The sequence below is a fragment of the Streptomyces sp. NPDC052107 genome (genome assembly GCF_040680215.1).
Classification (GTDB): domain Bacteria; phylum Actinomycetota; class Actinomycetes; order Streptomycetales; family Streptomycetaceae; genus Streptomyces.
In genome coordinates, this window is sequence record NZ_JBFAWG010000006.1 from 41,978 (window position 1) to 56,756 (window position 14,779).

Here is a 14,779-nt window from a genome sequence, read left to right on the forward strand (position 1 = left end):
GTTCGGTAATAAGCCGTTAAGAGATGCTTAGCGCTCGGTCCGGAAGACGGTCGGAATCGGGTCGGGGTTCCGTTGTTTGCACGCTCTTTCCATCCGCACCCGTCGAGCGCCACAACCGCACGAACGACAGCACGGCCGCGGCCGCCAGGATCCCGTTGCGGGCCAGCATGAGCAGACAGCCGGTCCAGGTGCCCTCGACCACCTCGGCGTAGTGCATCGGGAACACCAGGGTGGTCAGTGCGGCCGCCGCCAGAAGCAGCGCCGCCACCGGCCGCTGACTGGTGTGCCGCGAGGACACGCACACCGCGGCGAGACCGAGCAGCCAGATCATGTACTGCGGGCTGATCACCCGGCTGGTGACCGTGAAGAGCAGCACCGCGCTCAGCGCCGCGTCGTACGGCGTGGCCTCGCTCCAGCGTTGCGCCTGCATCCGCCACAGCACCAGCAGCGTGAGGGAGACCGCCGTCAGTGTCAGGGAGGCGGTGACGACGGCGGACACGTGCGGGCCGACCAGCTCGGTGGCGCCGTACTGGTAGCGCGCCCGGCCCGGCCAGCCGGCGTGCCGCGCCAGGTTCAGCACCGTACCGCCGAGCGACTCGATCTGTACGCCCCGCCCGCCCTGCTCCCGCAGAAAGGACAGGGGGTGGTCGAACGACACGGCGAGCGCTCCGAAGGAGGCGAATCCGGCGGCCGCCGCCCACCCCCATGCCCGGCGCGTCGACCGCCCCGGGGGCGTGCCCAGCAGCACCAGCGCCGGCCACACCTTGACCAGCGCGCCCAGCGCCCCCAACACCCCGCACGCGCGCGTGGAGCGCTTCAGCGCCAGTAGGGAGAGCACCGCGAGGGCGGTGACCTGGACGTCGTACCGGGCGAGCGGGAGGTGCAGCAGCAGCGGCAGGCCGCCCGTCCACAGGGCCGCGCCGAGCAGGCTCCGCCCGGGACGTCCGCCCGCGCGCGTCAGTGCTGTCGTGACCAGCGCGTCCACGGCCAGGGTGAGCAGCACGAACGCGGGGAAGTACGTCAGCCACGGCAGCAGGCGCGGCGCGAGCAGCACCACGCCGGCGCCCGGGGGGTACTGCCACAGCGTGTCGTGCGCCGGGAACGAGCCGTGCGCGAGGACGCCGTACCAGTGGCCGTACAGCCCCGACACCTCACGGCTCACCGTGCCCCAGCCCAGCAGTGGGGCGTTGTCGTGGGTGAGCAGCCACAGCATCACGGCGCGGGTGGCCAGCCAGAGGGCAGTGACGCCGAGCACCGGACCGGAGTTGACACGGAGACGGTTCATCGCATGGGAGCCTAAGCGCCGCGAATGGCGTATCCATGCCGATACGCCGTCATGCTCGGAAAAGGATTGGCTAATCGCAATAGATCGGGCGGACCGTGGTGAACGTCGGGCTTGTGAAACCGCAGTCGCGCAGGGCGGCTGCGACGGCAGTCGTCGCGCCGGCCGGCGGGGCGACGCGCGCGCCCCGCTGCCACCGGGCCCGGATCCGCCGCCGGACCGCCGTGGGGGTGCCCGCGCTGGTGATGCTCGCGGTCGGGCTCTGGGGGCTGGACCGGGGCGGGATGTGGCGCGACGAAGCCGTCAGCCTCCAGGTCGGGCGGCGTACGGTGCCGCAGATCTGGCTGCTGCTGCACGACGTGGACGCCGTGCACGGGCTGTACTACCTCCTCGTGCACGCCGTCCTCGCCGTCCACCCCGGCGAGGTCGTCCTGCGGCTGCCGTCGGTGTGCGCGGCGGCGGTGACGGCCGCGCTGGTGGCGGCGCTCGGCACCCGGCTGGCCCGGCCGCGCGTCGGGTTGTGGGCCGGGCTGCTGTACGCCGTAGCGCCGATGGCCGGCCACTATGCCCAGGAGGGCCGCAGTTACGCCCTGGTGGCCGCCGGGGCCACTGGGGCGACGCTGCTGTTCGTGCAGGCCGTGCAGCGCGGTTCCTCGCGCTCCTGGGCGGCTTACGGCGCCGTCCTCGGCCTCACCTGCTGGCTCCACGAGTTCGCGGTGCTGCTGCTGTGCGCCCACGCGGTGTCGCTGGCGCTCGGCCGGGTCGGGGGCCGGACGTGGCGGGGGTGGGGGTGTGCGGCGAGCGCGGTCCTGGTGTCACTGGTGCCGATGGTTCTTGTGTCGCGGGGGCAGGCGGCGCAGGTGGCGTGGCTGCGCAGGCCTACGGCGGTGACGGCGGAAGAGCTGTTGCGGGGGTTTCTCGGACCTTCGGGCGCGGTGTACGCGGTGTGTCTGGGCCTTGCGTCCGTCGGACTGGTGGGGCTCTTCGGGCGGCGGGGGGAAATCACTCTTGTGGGGGTGGCGTTGCCGTTGACCGTGGTGCCGCCCGTGGTGTTGATGCTGGCTTCTCAGGCCTCGCCGCTGTTCGTGGACCGGTATGTGCTGTACGCGTTGAGCGGGGCTCCGTTGCTGGTGGCGGCGGGTGCCGAGCGGGTGGCTGGGATGGTGGCGCGGCCGGCCGGCGACGGCAGGTTCAGACGGCACCCCATGTCGCAGTCCCGCCTCGTCACCCTCACCGGTGTCTTGGCGATCGCGCTGGCCTTTCTGCATCAGCTCCCCGTCCTCCGCGCGGACCGCAATCCGGGCACTCGGCCCGACGATCTCGGTGCCGTTTCCCGGGTCACGGCACGGGAGTTGATGCCCGGGGACGCCGTGCTGTTCCTGCCGGCGCATGCGCGGAACGTGGCCCTGACCTATCCGGGAGCGTTCCGGGGGGCGCGGGATGTGGTGCTGGTGGAGGGGGCCGCCGGGTCGGGGACGCTGTACGGGCGGGAGGCCGGGCCGCGGGAGGTACGGCGGCGGCTGGAGCGGCTGGACCGGGTGTGGGTCGTGGCGGACCCGAGTCTGCTCGCCGGGCGCTGGAGCCCGCGCAGACCCACCGAGCGGGCCAAACTCGCGGTGCTGCAGGCGGAGTTCGCCGGGCGGGAGCAGGTCCGGCGGGGCGGGATGGTCGTACGGCTGTACGTCCGTAAGCCCATGAGGCCCCGTCATTAAAGCCCGCGTCGGCTAGCCCCCCTCACGCCCCGCTTCCAGGGCCGCCGTGTCCAGCGCGGCCGTGAGCCGGTCGAGGCGTTCGTGCAGTTCGGTGATCTCCGCCAGGTCGAAGCCGGTCGCCCGGGCGATGCGGCGCGGCACCTCCAGGGCCCGCTCGCGCAGCGCCACGCCCTCCTCGGTGAGCCGGACCTGTACCGAGCGCTCGTCCTGGGGGCTGCGCTCCCGGCGCACCAGGCCGGCCGCTTCCAGCCGCTTGACCAGCGGGGACAGCGTGCCGGAGTCGAGCCGCAGATGCTCGCCGAGCTTCTTGACGGGCAGGTCGCCCTGTTCCCAGAGCACCAGCATCACCAGGTACTGCGGGTAGGTGAGCCCGAGGTCCTTGAGGATCGCGCGGTAGACGCCGTTGAAGGCGCGGGACGCGGCGTGCAGGGAGAAGCAGATCTGGCGGTCCAGGCGGAGCCAGTCGGCTTCGGCGGCGGCGGGCGAGGCGGTCATGGGTCCAGGATAGCTCTTGCCAACCATTTAGTTGTGCACAACTTAATTGTGTGCTCTACTCGTACTCGCAACCACGCGGCAACGCCGCAGCGGACACCGCATCGAACCGAGAGGACGGGTCCCATGGACGCGCTCTACACCGCAGTCGCCACCGCCACCCACGGCCGTGACGGTCGTGCCGTCTCCTCCGACGGCAGGATCGACCTCCAGCTCGCCCCGCCGGTGGAGCTGGGCGGCAACGGCCAGGGCACCAACCCCGAGCAGCTCTTCGCCGCCGGTTACGCCGCCTGCTTCGGCAGCGCCCTCGGCCTCGTCGGCCGGCAGGCCAAGGTCGACGTCAGCGACGCCGCGGTGACCGCCGAGGTCGGCATCGGCAAGCAGGGCGAGGGCTTCGGGCTGAAGGTGACGCTGCGCGTCGAGCTGCCCGACACCGTGGACCAGGACACCGGCCGCAAGCTGGTCGAGACCGCCCACCAGGTCTGCCCGTACTCCAACGCCACCCGCGGCAACATCGACGTCGACCTCGTCATCGAGTGACCCACGCGTCCCGGGGTGCCGGCGGCCGCCTCGGCACCGGCACCCCGGCGCCCTACGCCGAGGCCAGCGCGTCCCGGCCGGCCGTCTGGCCCGGGATCAGGACCGCACCCGGGCCGGTCATCGGCTCGCCCAGCAGCAGTGTCCGTACGACGCGCCCGGCGGCCCGGCCGTCGTCGAACTCGCAGAACCGGGCCCGGAATCGCGCGCGCAGCCGGGCCGACTCCTCGTCCCGCCAGGACCCCGAGGTGAACAGCCGGGCCAGCTCCCGGTAGGAACGCGCGACATGGCCCGGCGGCTCGGCGGTGATGTCGAAGTACGCACCCCGGCCGGCCGAGTACGCGGGCCAGTCGTCGGCGTGCACCACGATCGGCCGGTCCAGGCAGGCGTAGTCGAACATCACCGCCGAGTAGTCCGTGACCAGCACGTCCGCCGCGAGCAGGACGTCCTCCAGGCGCGGCTCGTCGGTCGCGTCGACCACGATCCCGCGCCGCGCCAGCTCGGCCAGACCCATGCCGCGCGCGGGACCGGTCGCCAGCGACGGGTGCAGCCGGACCACCAGGGTGTGCCCCTTGCCCAGGCCCCCGCCCCCGCCCTGGTCCTCGTCCAGGCTCTCGCCCAGGTCCGCCGCGAACCGGGCGAGGTCGATCCGGTCCACGTGCCCGCTGCGGCGGTAGTCCCGGCGGGTCGGGGCGTACAGCACGACCGTGTCCGTCTCCGGGATGCCGTGACGCTGCCGGAAGTCGCTGTCGCCGCCGTTCACCAGCACGTCGTTGCGCGGGCTGCCGGTGCGCAGCGATGTGAAGTGGCAGGGGTAGGCCCGTTCCCAGACCAGCTCGGAGTGGCGGTTGGCGACCAGGCTGTAGTCCCAGCGGTCGGCTCGGCGCAGCATCTGCGGCACGTCGAAGCCGAGCCGGGCGCCAGGTTTGTCCAGCAGGTCGGCACCCATGTACTTCAGCGGGGTGCCCTGATGGGTCTGGATGTGCACGCTGCCGCGCCGCTTGGCCAGCGTGCCCGGCCAGTTGACGTCGTTCACGAAGAACTTCGCCCGCGCCGTGACCTCCAGATAGCGCCGGGAGCCCACGATCACGTGCTCCACGTCCGACGGCAGCTGGGCGGCGGTCTCCTCGTCCTTCACCACCCACACGCCGCGCAGCTGCGGGGCGATCTCCCGGGCCTTGGCGTACACGGCGGCCGGGTCGCCGAGCATGCCCCGGTGCGAGGACGCCGAGTAGACGACCAGGTGCGGGTCCAGCGGCCGGTGCGCGTGCACGGCGGCCCAGCCGGAGCGGGCCCGCGCGGCGGCCGCACCGCGGAGCAGACCGGCCTGGCGTGCCGTCTCCCGTCCCACCCGCGCCGTCTGCCGCCTGATCCGGTACGCCGTCCAGGAGCCCTCCAGCAGGCCGGCCTCGCCGTCGGTCAGGGCGCCCTCCGCCGGCTTGTGGCGCCGGAACGTCTCCCGTGTACGCCGGAAGAACTCGGCCTTGTCCGCGGGCGGCAGCCGGTCCGGCTTGGCCAGGATGTCCAGGCAGTGCTCGCCCATCTTGCGGTGCAGATACGGCCGCCAGTGCGCGAGCCGGGGCCGCTGCTCGACGAACGCGAAGACCCGCTCGTACTGGTCGTGGATGTCGAAGTGCTTGCGGCTGGTCGTGGACAGGATGTTGCCCTGCCGGCGCTGCCGGTAGTTGAGGCAGATCCGGTCCAGCGTGGCGATGCTCCGGGCGCTGAGCATGACCGGGAAGGTCCAGGGGGTGTCCTCGTAGTAGCCCGGCGGGAACTCGAAGCCCTCCGACTCCACGAACTCCCGCCGGTAGACCTTGTTCCACACCACCATCAGCAGGTCGAGGATCCGCGGGTAGGCGTCGGCGGTGAAGGTGTCCGGGCCGGCCTCGGCCAGCACCTCGGCCAGGACGTTGCGCCGGGTGCCGCCCCACCAGTAGGTGCGCGCGTAGTCGAAGACCAGCACGTCCGGGTCCTCGGCCTCCGCCAGCCGGTCGGCGATCGCCCCCAGCGCGCCCGGGGTGAGGGTGTCGTCGCTGTCCAGGAAGAACAGGTAGTCGCCGGTGGCGTGCGGCAGCCCGGCGTTGCGGGCGCGGCCGAGGCCCACGTTCTCCGGCAGGTGCAGCACCTTCACGCGCGGGTCGCGCCCGGCGTACTCGTCGAGGATCGCGCCGCAGCCGTCCGGGGAGCGGTCGTCCACGGCGATCAGCTCGAAGTCGTTGAAGGACTGCAGCAGCACCGAGTCCAGGCACTCGCGCAGAAAGCCCTGCACCTTGAAGCAGGGCACGATCAGACTGAAGCGGGGCACGGCGGGTCAGCTCCTCACGAGGGTCGCGGCGGCGGGGGCGGGCACGCGCTGCGCGAGCGGGATCACGGGCGGGACCGCCTCGGGTGGCTCGCCGAGCAGCACCCGCCGTACGACGCGCTCGGCGGCCCGTCCGTCGTCGAACTCGCAGAACCGCTCCCGGAACGCGGCCCGCAGCGCCGCGGCCTCCGCGCCCGCGTACGAGCCGTCACGGAAGACGGCGGCCAGCTCCTCCGGGGTGCGCGCGACCGGTCCCGGCGGCTCGGCCATCAGATCGAAGTAGACACCCCGCGTCTCCCGGTAGACGTCCCAGTCGTCGGCGTACACGACGATCGGCCGGTCCAGGTTGGCGTAGTCGAACATGATCGACGAGTAGTCGGTGACCAGCGCGTCCGCGGCGAGGCAGACGTCCTCGGAGGAGCGGTGCGCGGTGACGTCGATGATCCGGCCGTCACCGCGGCCGGGACCCCGGTCGTAGAAGTAGTGGGCGCGCAGCAGGACGACCACGTCCTCGCCGGCCGCCTCGCAGAAGGCCTCAAGATCCAGGCCGGGCTCGAAGCCGGTGTGGTGGTCGCGGTGGGTCGGCGCGTACAGCACGGCCGTCTTGTCCTCCGGGACACCCAGCCGGCACCGGATGCGGGCCACGTCCTCGGCGGTCGCCGTGTAGTAGACGTCGTTGCGCGGATAGCCGTACTCCAGCGCCTCCCAGGAACCGGGGAAGGCGCGCTCCCACATCTGGGTGGAGTGGCGGTTGGAGGAGAGGTTGAAGTCCCAGCGGTCCACCCGGCCGAGCAGCCTGGTGAAGCTGCCCGACTGGGCGGCCACCACCGGGTACGTCGACTGGTCCACGCCCATGGTCTTCAGCGGGGTGCCGTGCTGGGTCTGCAGGTGCACACTGCCGGGCCGCTTGACGACTCCCTCGGCGAAGTTGGCGTTGTTGATCAGGTACTTGGCCCGGGCCAGCACCTCCCAGGAGCGGCGGGAGCCGATCACCGCGTACTCCACGTCCTCCGGCATCGCGTGCGCCTGGTCGGCCTCGACCAGGAACACCGAGCGGATGTGCGGGGCGAGTTCGCGGGCCTTGGCGTGAATCGCGGCCGGGTTGCAGGCGTAGCCCCGGCCCCAGTAGGCGCAGTACACGGCCAGGTTCTCGTCGAGCGGGCGGCGCAGGTCGCGGGCGTAGCGCAGCCGGGTGCGCACCGCGCGCGGGCGGGGCAGACGCTCGGCGGTGTTCGTGGCCAGCCGGTTGGCGCCGCGCAGCGCCCGGAACGCGCTGTACGCCCCGGTCGCCAGCATCCGGTGCTGTACGCCCAGGCTGCCGTGGGGCGCCCGGAAACCGGCCGGCCGGTGGCGCCGGTAGAGGCGGGCGGCGCGGCGGAAGAACGCCCGGTGCCCGGACGGCAGCCGCTCCGGCCGGGACGCGGTCTTCAGCACATGGGTGAACAGCTGCTCGAAGAGCGCGCGTGTTCGCTCGACGGGCAGGTCCTGCTCGGCGGCCCGGATCAGCACGAGCTCCACCTGATCGAGCAGCTCGTGCTGGTGCGGCCCCGGCAGATTGAGCCGGCTGCCCTGCCGGCGCAGCCGGTGCCGCACGACGACCTGGCGCAGCACCGCGATCCGCCCGGCCGCGAGCGTGGTCAGCCCGCCCCAGCCGAGGTCGGTGAAGTGGCTGTCGGGGAAGGCGAGTCCGTGCTCGGTGAGGAAACTGCGGCGGTAGACCGCACTCCACGCCGGGAGTCGCACACCGGTCAGCTCCGGCAGGTCGGCGGGGGCGAAGGCGCCCTTCGGGGCCCCGGCGAACAGCGGCCTGGCCGGGTTGGTGGGCTCGCCCTCCCACCAGGGGGCGCGCTCGTGCTCGACATGGAGCACGTCCACACCCGCGGTCTCCGTCAGCCGGGCGTCCAGCGCCGCGAGCGCGCCAGGAAGCAGCAGGTCGTCGCCGTCGAGGAACAGCACGTACGCGCCGGTCGCCGCCTGGACACCCGCGTTGCGCGCCCCGCTCAGACCGGCGGACGGCGGCGAGTCGACCGGGGTCACCCGGGAGTCCCGCTCCGCGTATCCGGCGGCCACGGCGGCGGCCGGGGAGTCGGGGGCGTCGCAGACCGGGATCAGCTGCAGATCGTCGAACGACTGGCCGAGTACCGAGTCCAGCGCCTGGGGCAGCCGGGCGGCGACCCCGTGGGACGGGACGATGATGCTGAAGCGGGGCATTCTGCTCTTTCTGTTCTCTTGCGGACCGTGTCCTGCGGACGAGGCCTGCCACGCGACCGGGCCGCCCCGCCGGACGCCAGGTGGACGGCCGGCTCGGGGTGGGCCGCGTCGAGCCGAGGGGCACGGGAACTCCCGGAAGGTCCAACGCCGTTCAGCACCTCTCGGTGACGGCAAGGGGACCGGGAGGTTGCGGCACGGTGGCCAGCGGCGACCTCCCGCAGGCCGACGGCACCGGCTTGCGCTCCGCGAGCGGCACCACCGGCGGCAGACCCGTCTCGCCCAGCACCACATGCCGTACGACCCGCTCGGCGGCGCGTCCGTCGTCGTACGGGCAGAACCGCTGCCAGAACGCCGCCCGCAGATGGGCCGAGCGCGAGCCGCGCCAGTGCCCGGTCGCGAAGATGTCGATCAGCTCGTCCTCACTGCGCCCGACCGCGCCCGGCGGGAAGGCCCGCAGGTCGAAGTAGGTCCCACGGGCCGCCCGGTACGCCTCCCAGTCGCCGGTGTGCACCACGATCGGCCGGTCCAGGCCCGCGTAGTCGAACATGATCGACGCGTAGTCGGTGAGCAGGGCGTCCGAGGCCAGACACAGGGACTGCACGCTCGGGTGGTCGCGGACGTCGATGACCCGGGGGCCCTCGGGACACGGGTCACCGTGGGTACGGGCCAGGATCACGAACCCCGGGCCGAGGCGGCGCACGATCCGCTCCAGGTCCAGCAGCGGGCGCTGGGTGCGCAGGTAGTCCCGGTGGGTCGGCGCGTACAGGATCGCGACCGCGCCCTCCGGGATGCCCAGCGATGCGCGCAGCCGGGCCACGTCCGCCGAGGTCGCCCGGTGGAACACGTCGTTGCGCGGGGCGCCGTACTCCAGCGTGGCGTAGCGGCCCGGCAGGACCCGCTCCCAGGTCAGGGTCGAGTGCCGGTTGCCGGACAGCACCAGGTCCCACTGGTCGACGCCGCGCAGCAGCCGGGCGAAGTCGGTGTCGCGGGCCGCCGCCGGGCGCTCCTGCAGGTCCAGGCCCATGTGCTTGAGGGGCGTGCCCTGCCGGGTCTGGACCAGGATCTGCCCGGGCCGCTTGCGCAGGTCAGGATCCAGGACGTCGTCGGTGACCAGGTACTTGGCGCGGGCCAGCGCCGTCCAGTAGGCGGCGGTGCCGGGCCGCAGCCGGCGCGGGCCGGGCGGGACCGTGCGCTCGTGCTCGGGACGGGCGACCCAGGCGGTGTGGACGTGCGGGGCGTGGGTGCGGAAGGCCTCCTCCAGGGCGCCCGGGTCGCCGCCGTGGCCCCGGCCCGCACCGGAGGTGAACACCGCCCGGTCGGCGCGGACGGGCAGCCGCAGCTGGATCCGGTAGTGCAGCCGCAGCACGCCGGTCCGCAGGGCCCGGGCCGGCTTCACCACCGCCTTGAACGTGCGCCGGCGCACGGCCGAGACCAGCCGGAACGCGCGGAAGGTGCGGTGCAGACCGAAGCGGACCAGAACGTTCCGGCGCCGCATCCGGGTTCCGGGGACGCGATAGCGGCGGTAGTGGGCGCGGGCCCGGCGCAGGAACTCGCCGTGGCTGCCGCGCGGCAGCCGGTCCCGCTTGGTGAACACCGTGGCGTAGTGGTCGATCATGCGGCGGAACAACTCCGGCCGCCATCGCGCCAGTTCGGGGTGCTCCTCGACGTACGCGAACACCCGGTCGTACTGCTCGAAGAGATCGAAGTGCTTGCGGCTCGTAGTGCCGAGGATGTTGCCCTGCCGGCGCTGCCGGTAGTGCACGCACACCCGGTCCAGGGTGGCGATCGACTCCGCCGCCATCAGCACCGGGAAGGTCCAGGGGGTGTCCTCGTAGTAGCCCGGCGGGAACGCGAAGCCGTGGGCCTCGACGAACTCCCGCCGGTAGGCCTTGTTCCAGGCCACCATCAGCACCCTGAGCAGCCCCGGCCGGTCATCCAGGCGGAACGGCGCGGGGCCCTGCTCGGTGAGCGTTCCGGCGAGCTGGTTGCGCACCACCCGGCCGTCCCAGTACGTGCGCGCGTAGTCGTACACCAGGACGTCCGGCTCGCCGGACTCCTTGATCCGGTCGGCGATCGCCCTGAGCGCGTCCGGGGTGAGGGTGTCGTCGCTGTCCAGGAAGACGAGGTAGTCACCGGTCGCCTCGGCCAGCCCCGCGTTCCGGGCCCGCCCGAGGCCCTGGTTCTCGGCCAGGTGCACGGGCCGCACCCGCGCGTCCCGGGCCGCGTACTCGTCGATGATCGTCCCGCAGGCATCCGGTGAGCAGTCGTCCACGGCGATCAGTTCCAGATCGGGGTACGACTGCGAGAGCACCGAGTCCAGGCACTCGGAGAGATACGCCTGGACCTTGTACGCGGGGACAATGACACTGAACCTGGGCAAGGGACATCCAAGGGTCGTCGGTCGGCGCGGGGGTTCTGAACCGGAAACGGCCGATGGTGTGAATTGGTTACGGTTCGTGTGGCATATGGGGGACGGCGGGGGGACGGCGGATGAACGGCGAGGGGCGGGCCCTCTGGAGGCCCGCCCCTCGGAAGAGTGCTGAGAAACGTCGTCACTTGACCGCGCCGGCCATCACTCCGGACACGAACTGCCGCTGGAACGCGAAGAACACGGCCAGCGGGATCACCATGGAGATGAACGCGCCGGGTGCCAGCACGTCGATGTTGTTGCCGAACTGCCGTACCTGCGTCTGCAGCGCGACCGTGATCGGCTGGGTGCCCGACTTGGTGAACACCAGCGCGACCAGCATGTCGTTCCACACCCACAGGAACTGGAAGATGCCGAGGCTCGCGATGGCCGGCCCGCCGAGCGGCAGCACCACCCGCGCGAACAGCCGGAGTTCACCGGCGCCGTCCAGCCGCGCCGCCTCCAGCAGCTCGCGCGGGATCTCCGCGAAGAAGTTCCGCAGCAGGAACACCGCGAACGGCAGTCCGAAGCCGGTGTGGAACAGGATCACGCCGAGGATGGTCCCGAACAGGCCGAGCTTGCCGAACAGTTCGGCGATCGGGATCAGCGCCACCTGCACCGGCACCACCAGCAGACTCACCACACCCAGGAACCACCAGTCCCGGCCCGGGAACTCCATCCACGCGAACGCGTAGCCGGCGAGGGAGCCGACCACGACGACCAGCAGCGTCGCCGGGACCGTGATCAGCACGGTGTTCCACAGGGAGTGGGTGATGTCGCCGTTCTCCAGCAGCTTCCGATAGCTGTCGAAGGTCAGCTGGGACGGCTCGGTGAACACCTTCCACCAGCCGCTCGCACTCATGTCCTCCGGCGCGCGCAGCGAGGAGACGAGCAGCCCGATCGTCGGCACCAGCCAGAACAGACCGACCACGATCAGGAACACGCGGACCAGGCCGCCGCTCAGCCTCTCGGCGATCTTCGAGCCGAGGGACTGGCGTGCCTTCACCGTCTGGACGGGCCCGACCTTCCCGATGCTCCCGGCGGTCGCCGTCATCGCCGCACCTCCCGCCGCAGCCGACGAATGTTGAACAGCATCACGGGAATCACCAGCACCAGCAGCAGCACCGCGATCGCGCTCGCGACGCCCGGCTGGTTCTCGGCGAAGCCCTTGCGGTACAGCTCCAGGGCGAGCACGTTGGCGTCGTCCTGGGAGGAGCCCGGGGCGATGATGTAGACGAGGTCGAACACCTTCAGCACATTGATCATCAGCGTGACGGTGACGACCGCGAGGACCGGCGCGAGCAACGGCACGGTGACCTTGCGGAACACCTGCCACTCGTTGGCGCCGTCCACCCGCGCCGCCTCCAGCAGCTCCCGGGGCACGCCCGCGAGCCCGGCCGCGATCAGCACCATCGCGAAGCCCGCCCACATCCAGACGTACGCCCCGATGACCGCCGGGGTGACCAGCGCCGGGCCGAGCCACTCGACCCCGTTGTACGGCTCCTTGAAGTTGCTCGCCGGGAGGCGCAGCTGTGCGCCGTCGGCGGAGGCGGGCAGCGTGAACGTGCCGTCGCCGGCCGCGTCGGTGGAGGCCACCACCTTGCCGTCCTTCACCGCCTCGATCCGCATCCCGGCGTAACCCAGCTCGGACGGGTCGGGCGCGCCGAGCCGTCCCACGCCCTTGCCGCGCGTGAAGTCCTGCCAGGTGGTGCCGGTGATCTTGCCCGGCTCGGGCTGGGCGGCCACGGCCTTCTTCGCGCCGTCCGGCATCTGGTCCGGGGCCACGCCGACGAGGGGGAGGGTGACCGCCTGGCCGGCGTGGACGGTGGCCCTGGTGACGAAACCGCCGTTCTGCGGGACGAGCGGCGACTCGCGGCCCGGGTGGGCCTTCGGGAACGCCGACGACTGCGCGAAGGTGTCGTGGACACCCACCCACACTGCGTTCGCGACCCCCTTGTGCGGATCCTGGTCGTACACCAGCCGGAAGATGATCCCGGCCGCCAGCATCGAGATCGCCATCGGCATGAAGGCGACCAGCTTGAACGCCGTCCCCCAGCGCACCCGTTCGGTCAGCACCGCGAAGATCAGACCGAGCGCGGTGGAGACCGTGGGCGCGAATATCACCCAGATGACGTTGTTCTTCAGGGCGGTGCGGATGCCGTCGTCGGTGAAGAGCGTCTTGTAGTTGTCGACGCCGGTGAACCCGTCGCCGGAGGCGTTGTAGAAGCTGCGGATGACCGAGTACCCGATCGGGTAGACCACGAGCGCGCCGAGCAGCACCAGGGCGGGCAGCAGGAACAGGGCTGCCACGGTCCTGCGGGTGCCGGTCACGCTCCTACGACTGCGGGGTGCGACGGGACCCGGTGAGGCCCCCGCCGCCGTTGCCGCCGACGCCATCGCCGGATCAGCTCCCGCTTCCGTACGCGGCCGCCGCGTCCTTCTCCAGCCTCGCCTGGGTGCCCGCCACGTCCGTCGGGTTCTTCAGGAAGTCCTGCAGATCCTTCCACTCACCCTTGCCGGGGGTGCCGCCGAAGGCCTGCGGGGCCTGGTCGGACATGTCGAAGCGGAAGTTGTCGCCGGACGCGATCAGCGCCTTGGCGATCTTCTGCTGCACCGCGTTCGGGTACGCCGTGACCGGCACGTTCTTGTTCGGCGAGAGATAGCCGCCGAGCTTCGCCTGGATCGTCGCCGCGTCCGGCGAGGCGAGGAAGGTGACCAGGGCCTGGGCCGCCTTGGAGTCCTTCAGGATCACCGCCGCGTCACCGCCGGAGACCACCGGCGCGGCCGACCCGACCGCCGGGAACGGGAACACCTTCGCGTCCGTGCCCACCTTCGCCTTGGTCTCACCGATGTTGACCTGCACGAAGTCGCCCTCGTAGACCATCGCGGCCTTCGGCTGGTCGCCGCCGGTGAAGGTCTGGGTGACCGAGGACGGGAACTCCGTCTGCAGCGCGCCGTCCTGGCCGCCCGCGAGGTAGTCCTTCTTGCCCCAGATCTGCGCCAGCGTCGTCAGCGCCTGCTTGACCGAGGGATCCGTCCACTTGATCTTGTGCTGGGCGAGCTGGTCGTACTTCTGCGGGCCGGCCTGGGACAGATAGACGTTCTCGAACCAGTCCGTCAGCGTCCAGCCGTCCGCACCGCCCACCGAGAACGGCGTGACCCCGGAGTCGTACACCGCCCGGGTGGTGGTCAGCAGGTCCTGCCAGGTCTTCGGCTCCTTGGCGCCCGCGTTCCCGAAGACCTTGGTGTTGTACCAGATCAGCGACTTGTTGGCGGCCTTGTAGTAGACGCCGTACTGCTTGCCTCCGACCTTCCCGATGTCCTGCCAGCCCTGGGAGTAGTTCTTCTGCAGCTCCTTCAGGACCTCCGGCCCCAGCGGCTTGGCCCAGCCCCGCTGCACGGCCTGCTTGATGGCGCCGGGTTGCGGCAGCATGGCCACGTCCGGCGGCTGGCCACCGGCGATCTTCGAACCGACGAAGTTGATGATCGGGTCCTGGGCCGGCACGAAGGTGACCTTCGCGCCGGTGCGCTTCTCGAACTCGGCCAGGACCTGCTTGAAGTTCTTCTGCTCCTGACCGGTCCAGACGGCGGCGATCTCCAGGTTCGCGCCGTTCAGCTTCGGCAGGGTGACGGTGGAGCCGGTGGCTGCGCCGGTCTTCTCGCCGCTGCCCTTCCCGCCGTTGCCGTCGCTGCTGGAGCAGGCGCTCAGGGCGAGGGCTCCCGTGAGCAGCGCGGCGAATGTGGTGACGGTCCTGCGTGTCCGGATGGTGCTGCTCTTGCTGTGCATCACTTCCCCGTTCGTCGTTCTCCATTGAACGTAAAGAAGACTGTCC

Annotated in this window: 10 protein-coding genes; 2 read left to right on the forward strand and 8 right to left on the reverse strand. The window is 71.7% G+C overall.

The annotated features are described in order from the left end of the window. Nucleotides 1–16 precede the first annotated feature (16 nt). Nucleotides 17–1,285 carry a glycosyltransferase 87 family protein gene (locus AB0M27_RS08410; RefSeq protein ID WP_365719287.1) on the reverse strand — a complete coding sequence of 423 codons (1,269 nt, stop codon included), beginning with the start codon at nucleotides 1,283–1,285 and terminating at the stop codon, nucleotides 17–19. A 113-nt stretch (nucleotides 1,286–1,398) separates the two neighbouring features. Between AB0M27_RS08410 and AB0M27_RS08415 the strand changes: the two genes are divergently transcribed. Further along, a complete protein-coding gene (locus tag AB0M27_RS08415) occupies nucleotides 1,399–2,994 on the forward strand; it encodes a glycosyltransferase family 39 protein (protein ID WP_365719289.1) in 1,596 nt (531 codons plus the stop codon). A gap of 12 nt (nucleotides 2,995–3,006) precedes the next feature. Here AB0M27_RS08415 and AB0M27_RS08420 read toward each other — a convergent pair whose 3' ends face one another. Next, nucleotides 3,007–3,489, reverse strand: a complete 483-nt coding sequence (locus tag AB0M27_RS08420) for a MarR family transcriptional regulator (RefSeq protein ID WP_365719291.1) — start codon at nucleotides 3,487–3,489, stop codon at nucleotides 3,007–3,009. A gap of 123 nt (nucleotides 3,490–3,612) precedes the next feature. Here AB0M27_RS08420 and AB0M27_RS08425 point away from each other — a divergent pair, with 123 nt between their 5' ends. Next, nucleotides 3,613–4,026, forward strand: coding sequence for an organic hydroperoxide resistance protein (locus AB0M27_RS08425; RefSeq protein WP_365719293.1), 414 nt, complete (start codon nucleotides 3,613–3,615; stop codon nucleotides 4,024–4,026). A 52-nt stretch (nucleotides 4,027–4,078) separates the two neighbouring features. Here AB0M27_RS08425 and AB0M27_RS08430 read toward each other — a convergent pair whose 3' ends face one another. The 6 genes from AB0M27_RS08430 to AB0M27_RS08455 all read right to left on the reverse strand — a co-directional run bounded on the left by AB0M27_RS08430 (nucleotide 4,079) and on the right by AB0M27_RS08455 (nucleotide 14,733). Further along, entirely contained in the window at nucleotides 4,079–6,331 is a 2,253-nt protein-coding gene (locus tag AB0M27_RS08430; RefSeq protein WP_365719295.1) for a bifunctional glycosyltransferase family 2 protein/CDP-glycerol:glycerophosphate glycerophosphotransferase, read from the reverse strand. A 6-nt stretch (nucleotides 6,332–6,337) separates the two neighbouring features. Then, nucleotides 6,338–8,539, reverse strand: a complete 2,202-nt coding sequence (locus AB0M27_RS08435) for a CDP-glycerol glycerophosphotransferase family protein (RefSeq protein WP_365719297.1) — start codon at nucleotides 8,537–8,539, stop codon at nucleotides 6,338–6,340. A gap of 151 nt (nucleotides 8,540–8,690) precedes the next feature. Next, the gene (locus tag AB0M27_RS08440) at nucleotides 8,691–10,919 is read right to left on the reverse strand and encodes a bifunctional glycosyltransferase family 2 protein/CDP-glycerol:glycerophosphate glycerophosphotransferase (RefSeq protein ID WP_365719299.1); all 2,229 of its coding nucleotides are present in this window, start codon (nucleotides 10,917–10,919) and stop codon (nucleotides 8,691–8,693) included. 172 nt (nucleotides 10,920–11,091) lie between these two features. Then, nucleotides 11,092–12,000, reverse strand: coding sequence for a carbohydrate ABC transporter permease (locus AB0M27_RS08445; protein ID WP_365719301.1), 909 nt, complete (start codon nucleotides 11,998–12,000; stop codon nucleotides 11,092–11,094). Beyond that, a complete protein-coding gene (locus AB0M27_RS08450) occupies nucleotides 11,997–13,277 on the reverse strand; it encodes a sugar ABC transporter permease (protein ID WP_365719303.1) in 1,281 nt (426 codons plus the stop codon). Before AB0M27_RS08450 ends, AB0M27_RS08445 begins: the two co-directional genes overlap by 4 nt. A gap of 73 nt (nucleotides 13,278–13,350) precedes the next feature. Next, entirely contained in the window at nucleotides 13,351–14,733 is a 1,383-nt protein-coding gene (locus AB0M27_RS08455; protein WP_365719305.1) for an ABC transporter substrate-binding protein, read from the reverse strand. Between the last annotated feature and the right edge of the window lie 46 nt (nucleotides 14,734–14,779).

What these genes read in the sequence shown, in the direction of transcription:
- AB0M27_RS08410 (WP_365719287.1), bottom strand. Translation starts at nt 1,285, where the DNA reads ATGAACCGTCTCCGTGTCAACTCCGGTCCGGTGCTCGGCGTCACTGCC.
- AB0M27_RS08420 (WP_365719291.1), bottom strand. Translation starts at nt 3,489, where the DNA reads ATGACCGCCTCGCCCGCCGCCGCCGAAGCCGACTGGCTCCGCCTGGAC.
- AB0M27_RS08425 (WP_365719293.1), top strand. Translation starts at nt 3,613, where the DNA reads ATGGACGCGCTCTACACCGCAGTCGCCACCGCCACCCACGGCCGTGAC.
- AB0M27_RS08435 (WP_365719297.1), bottom strand. Translation starts at nt 8,539, where the DNA reads ATGCCCCGCTTCAGCATCATCGTCCCGTCCCACGGGGTCGCCGCCCGG.
- AB0M27_RS08445 (WP_365719301.1), bottom strand. Translation starts at nt 12,000, where the DNA reads ATGACGGCGACCGCCGGGAGCATCGGGAAGGTCGGGCCCGTCCAGACG.
- AB0M27_RS08455 (WP_365719305.1), bottom strand. Translation starts at nt 14,733, where the DNA reads ATGCACAGCAAGAGCAGCACCATCCGGACACGCAGGACCGTCACCACA.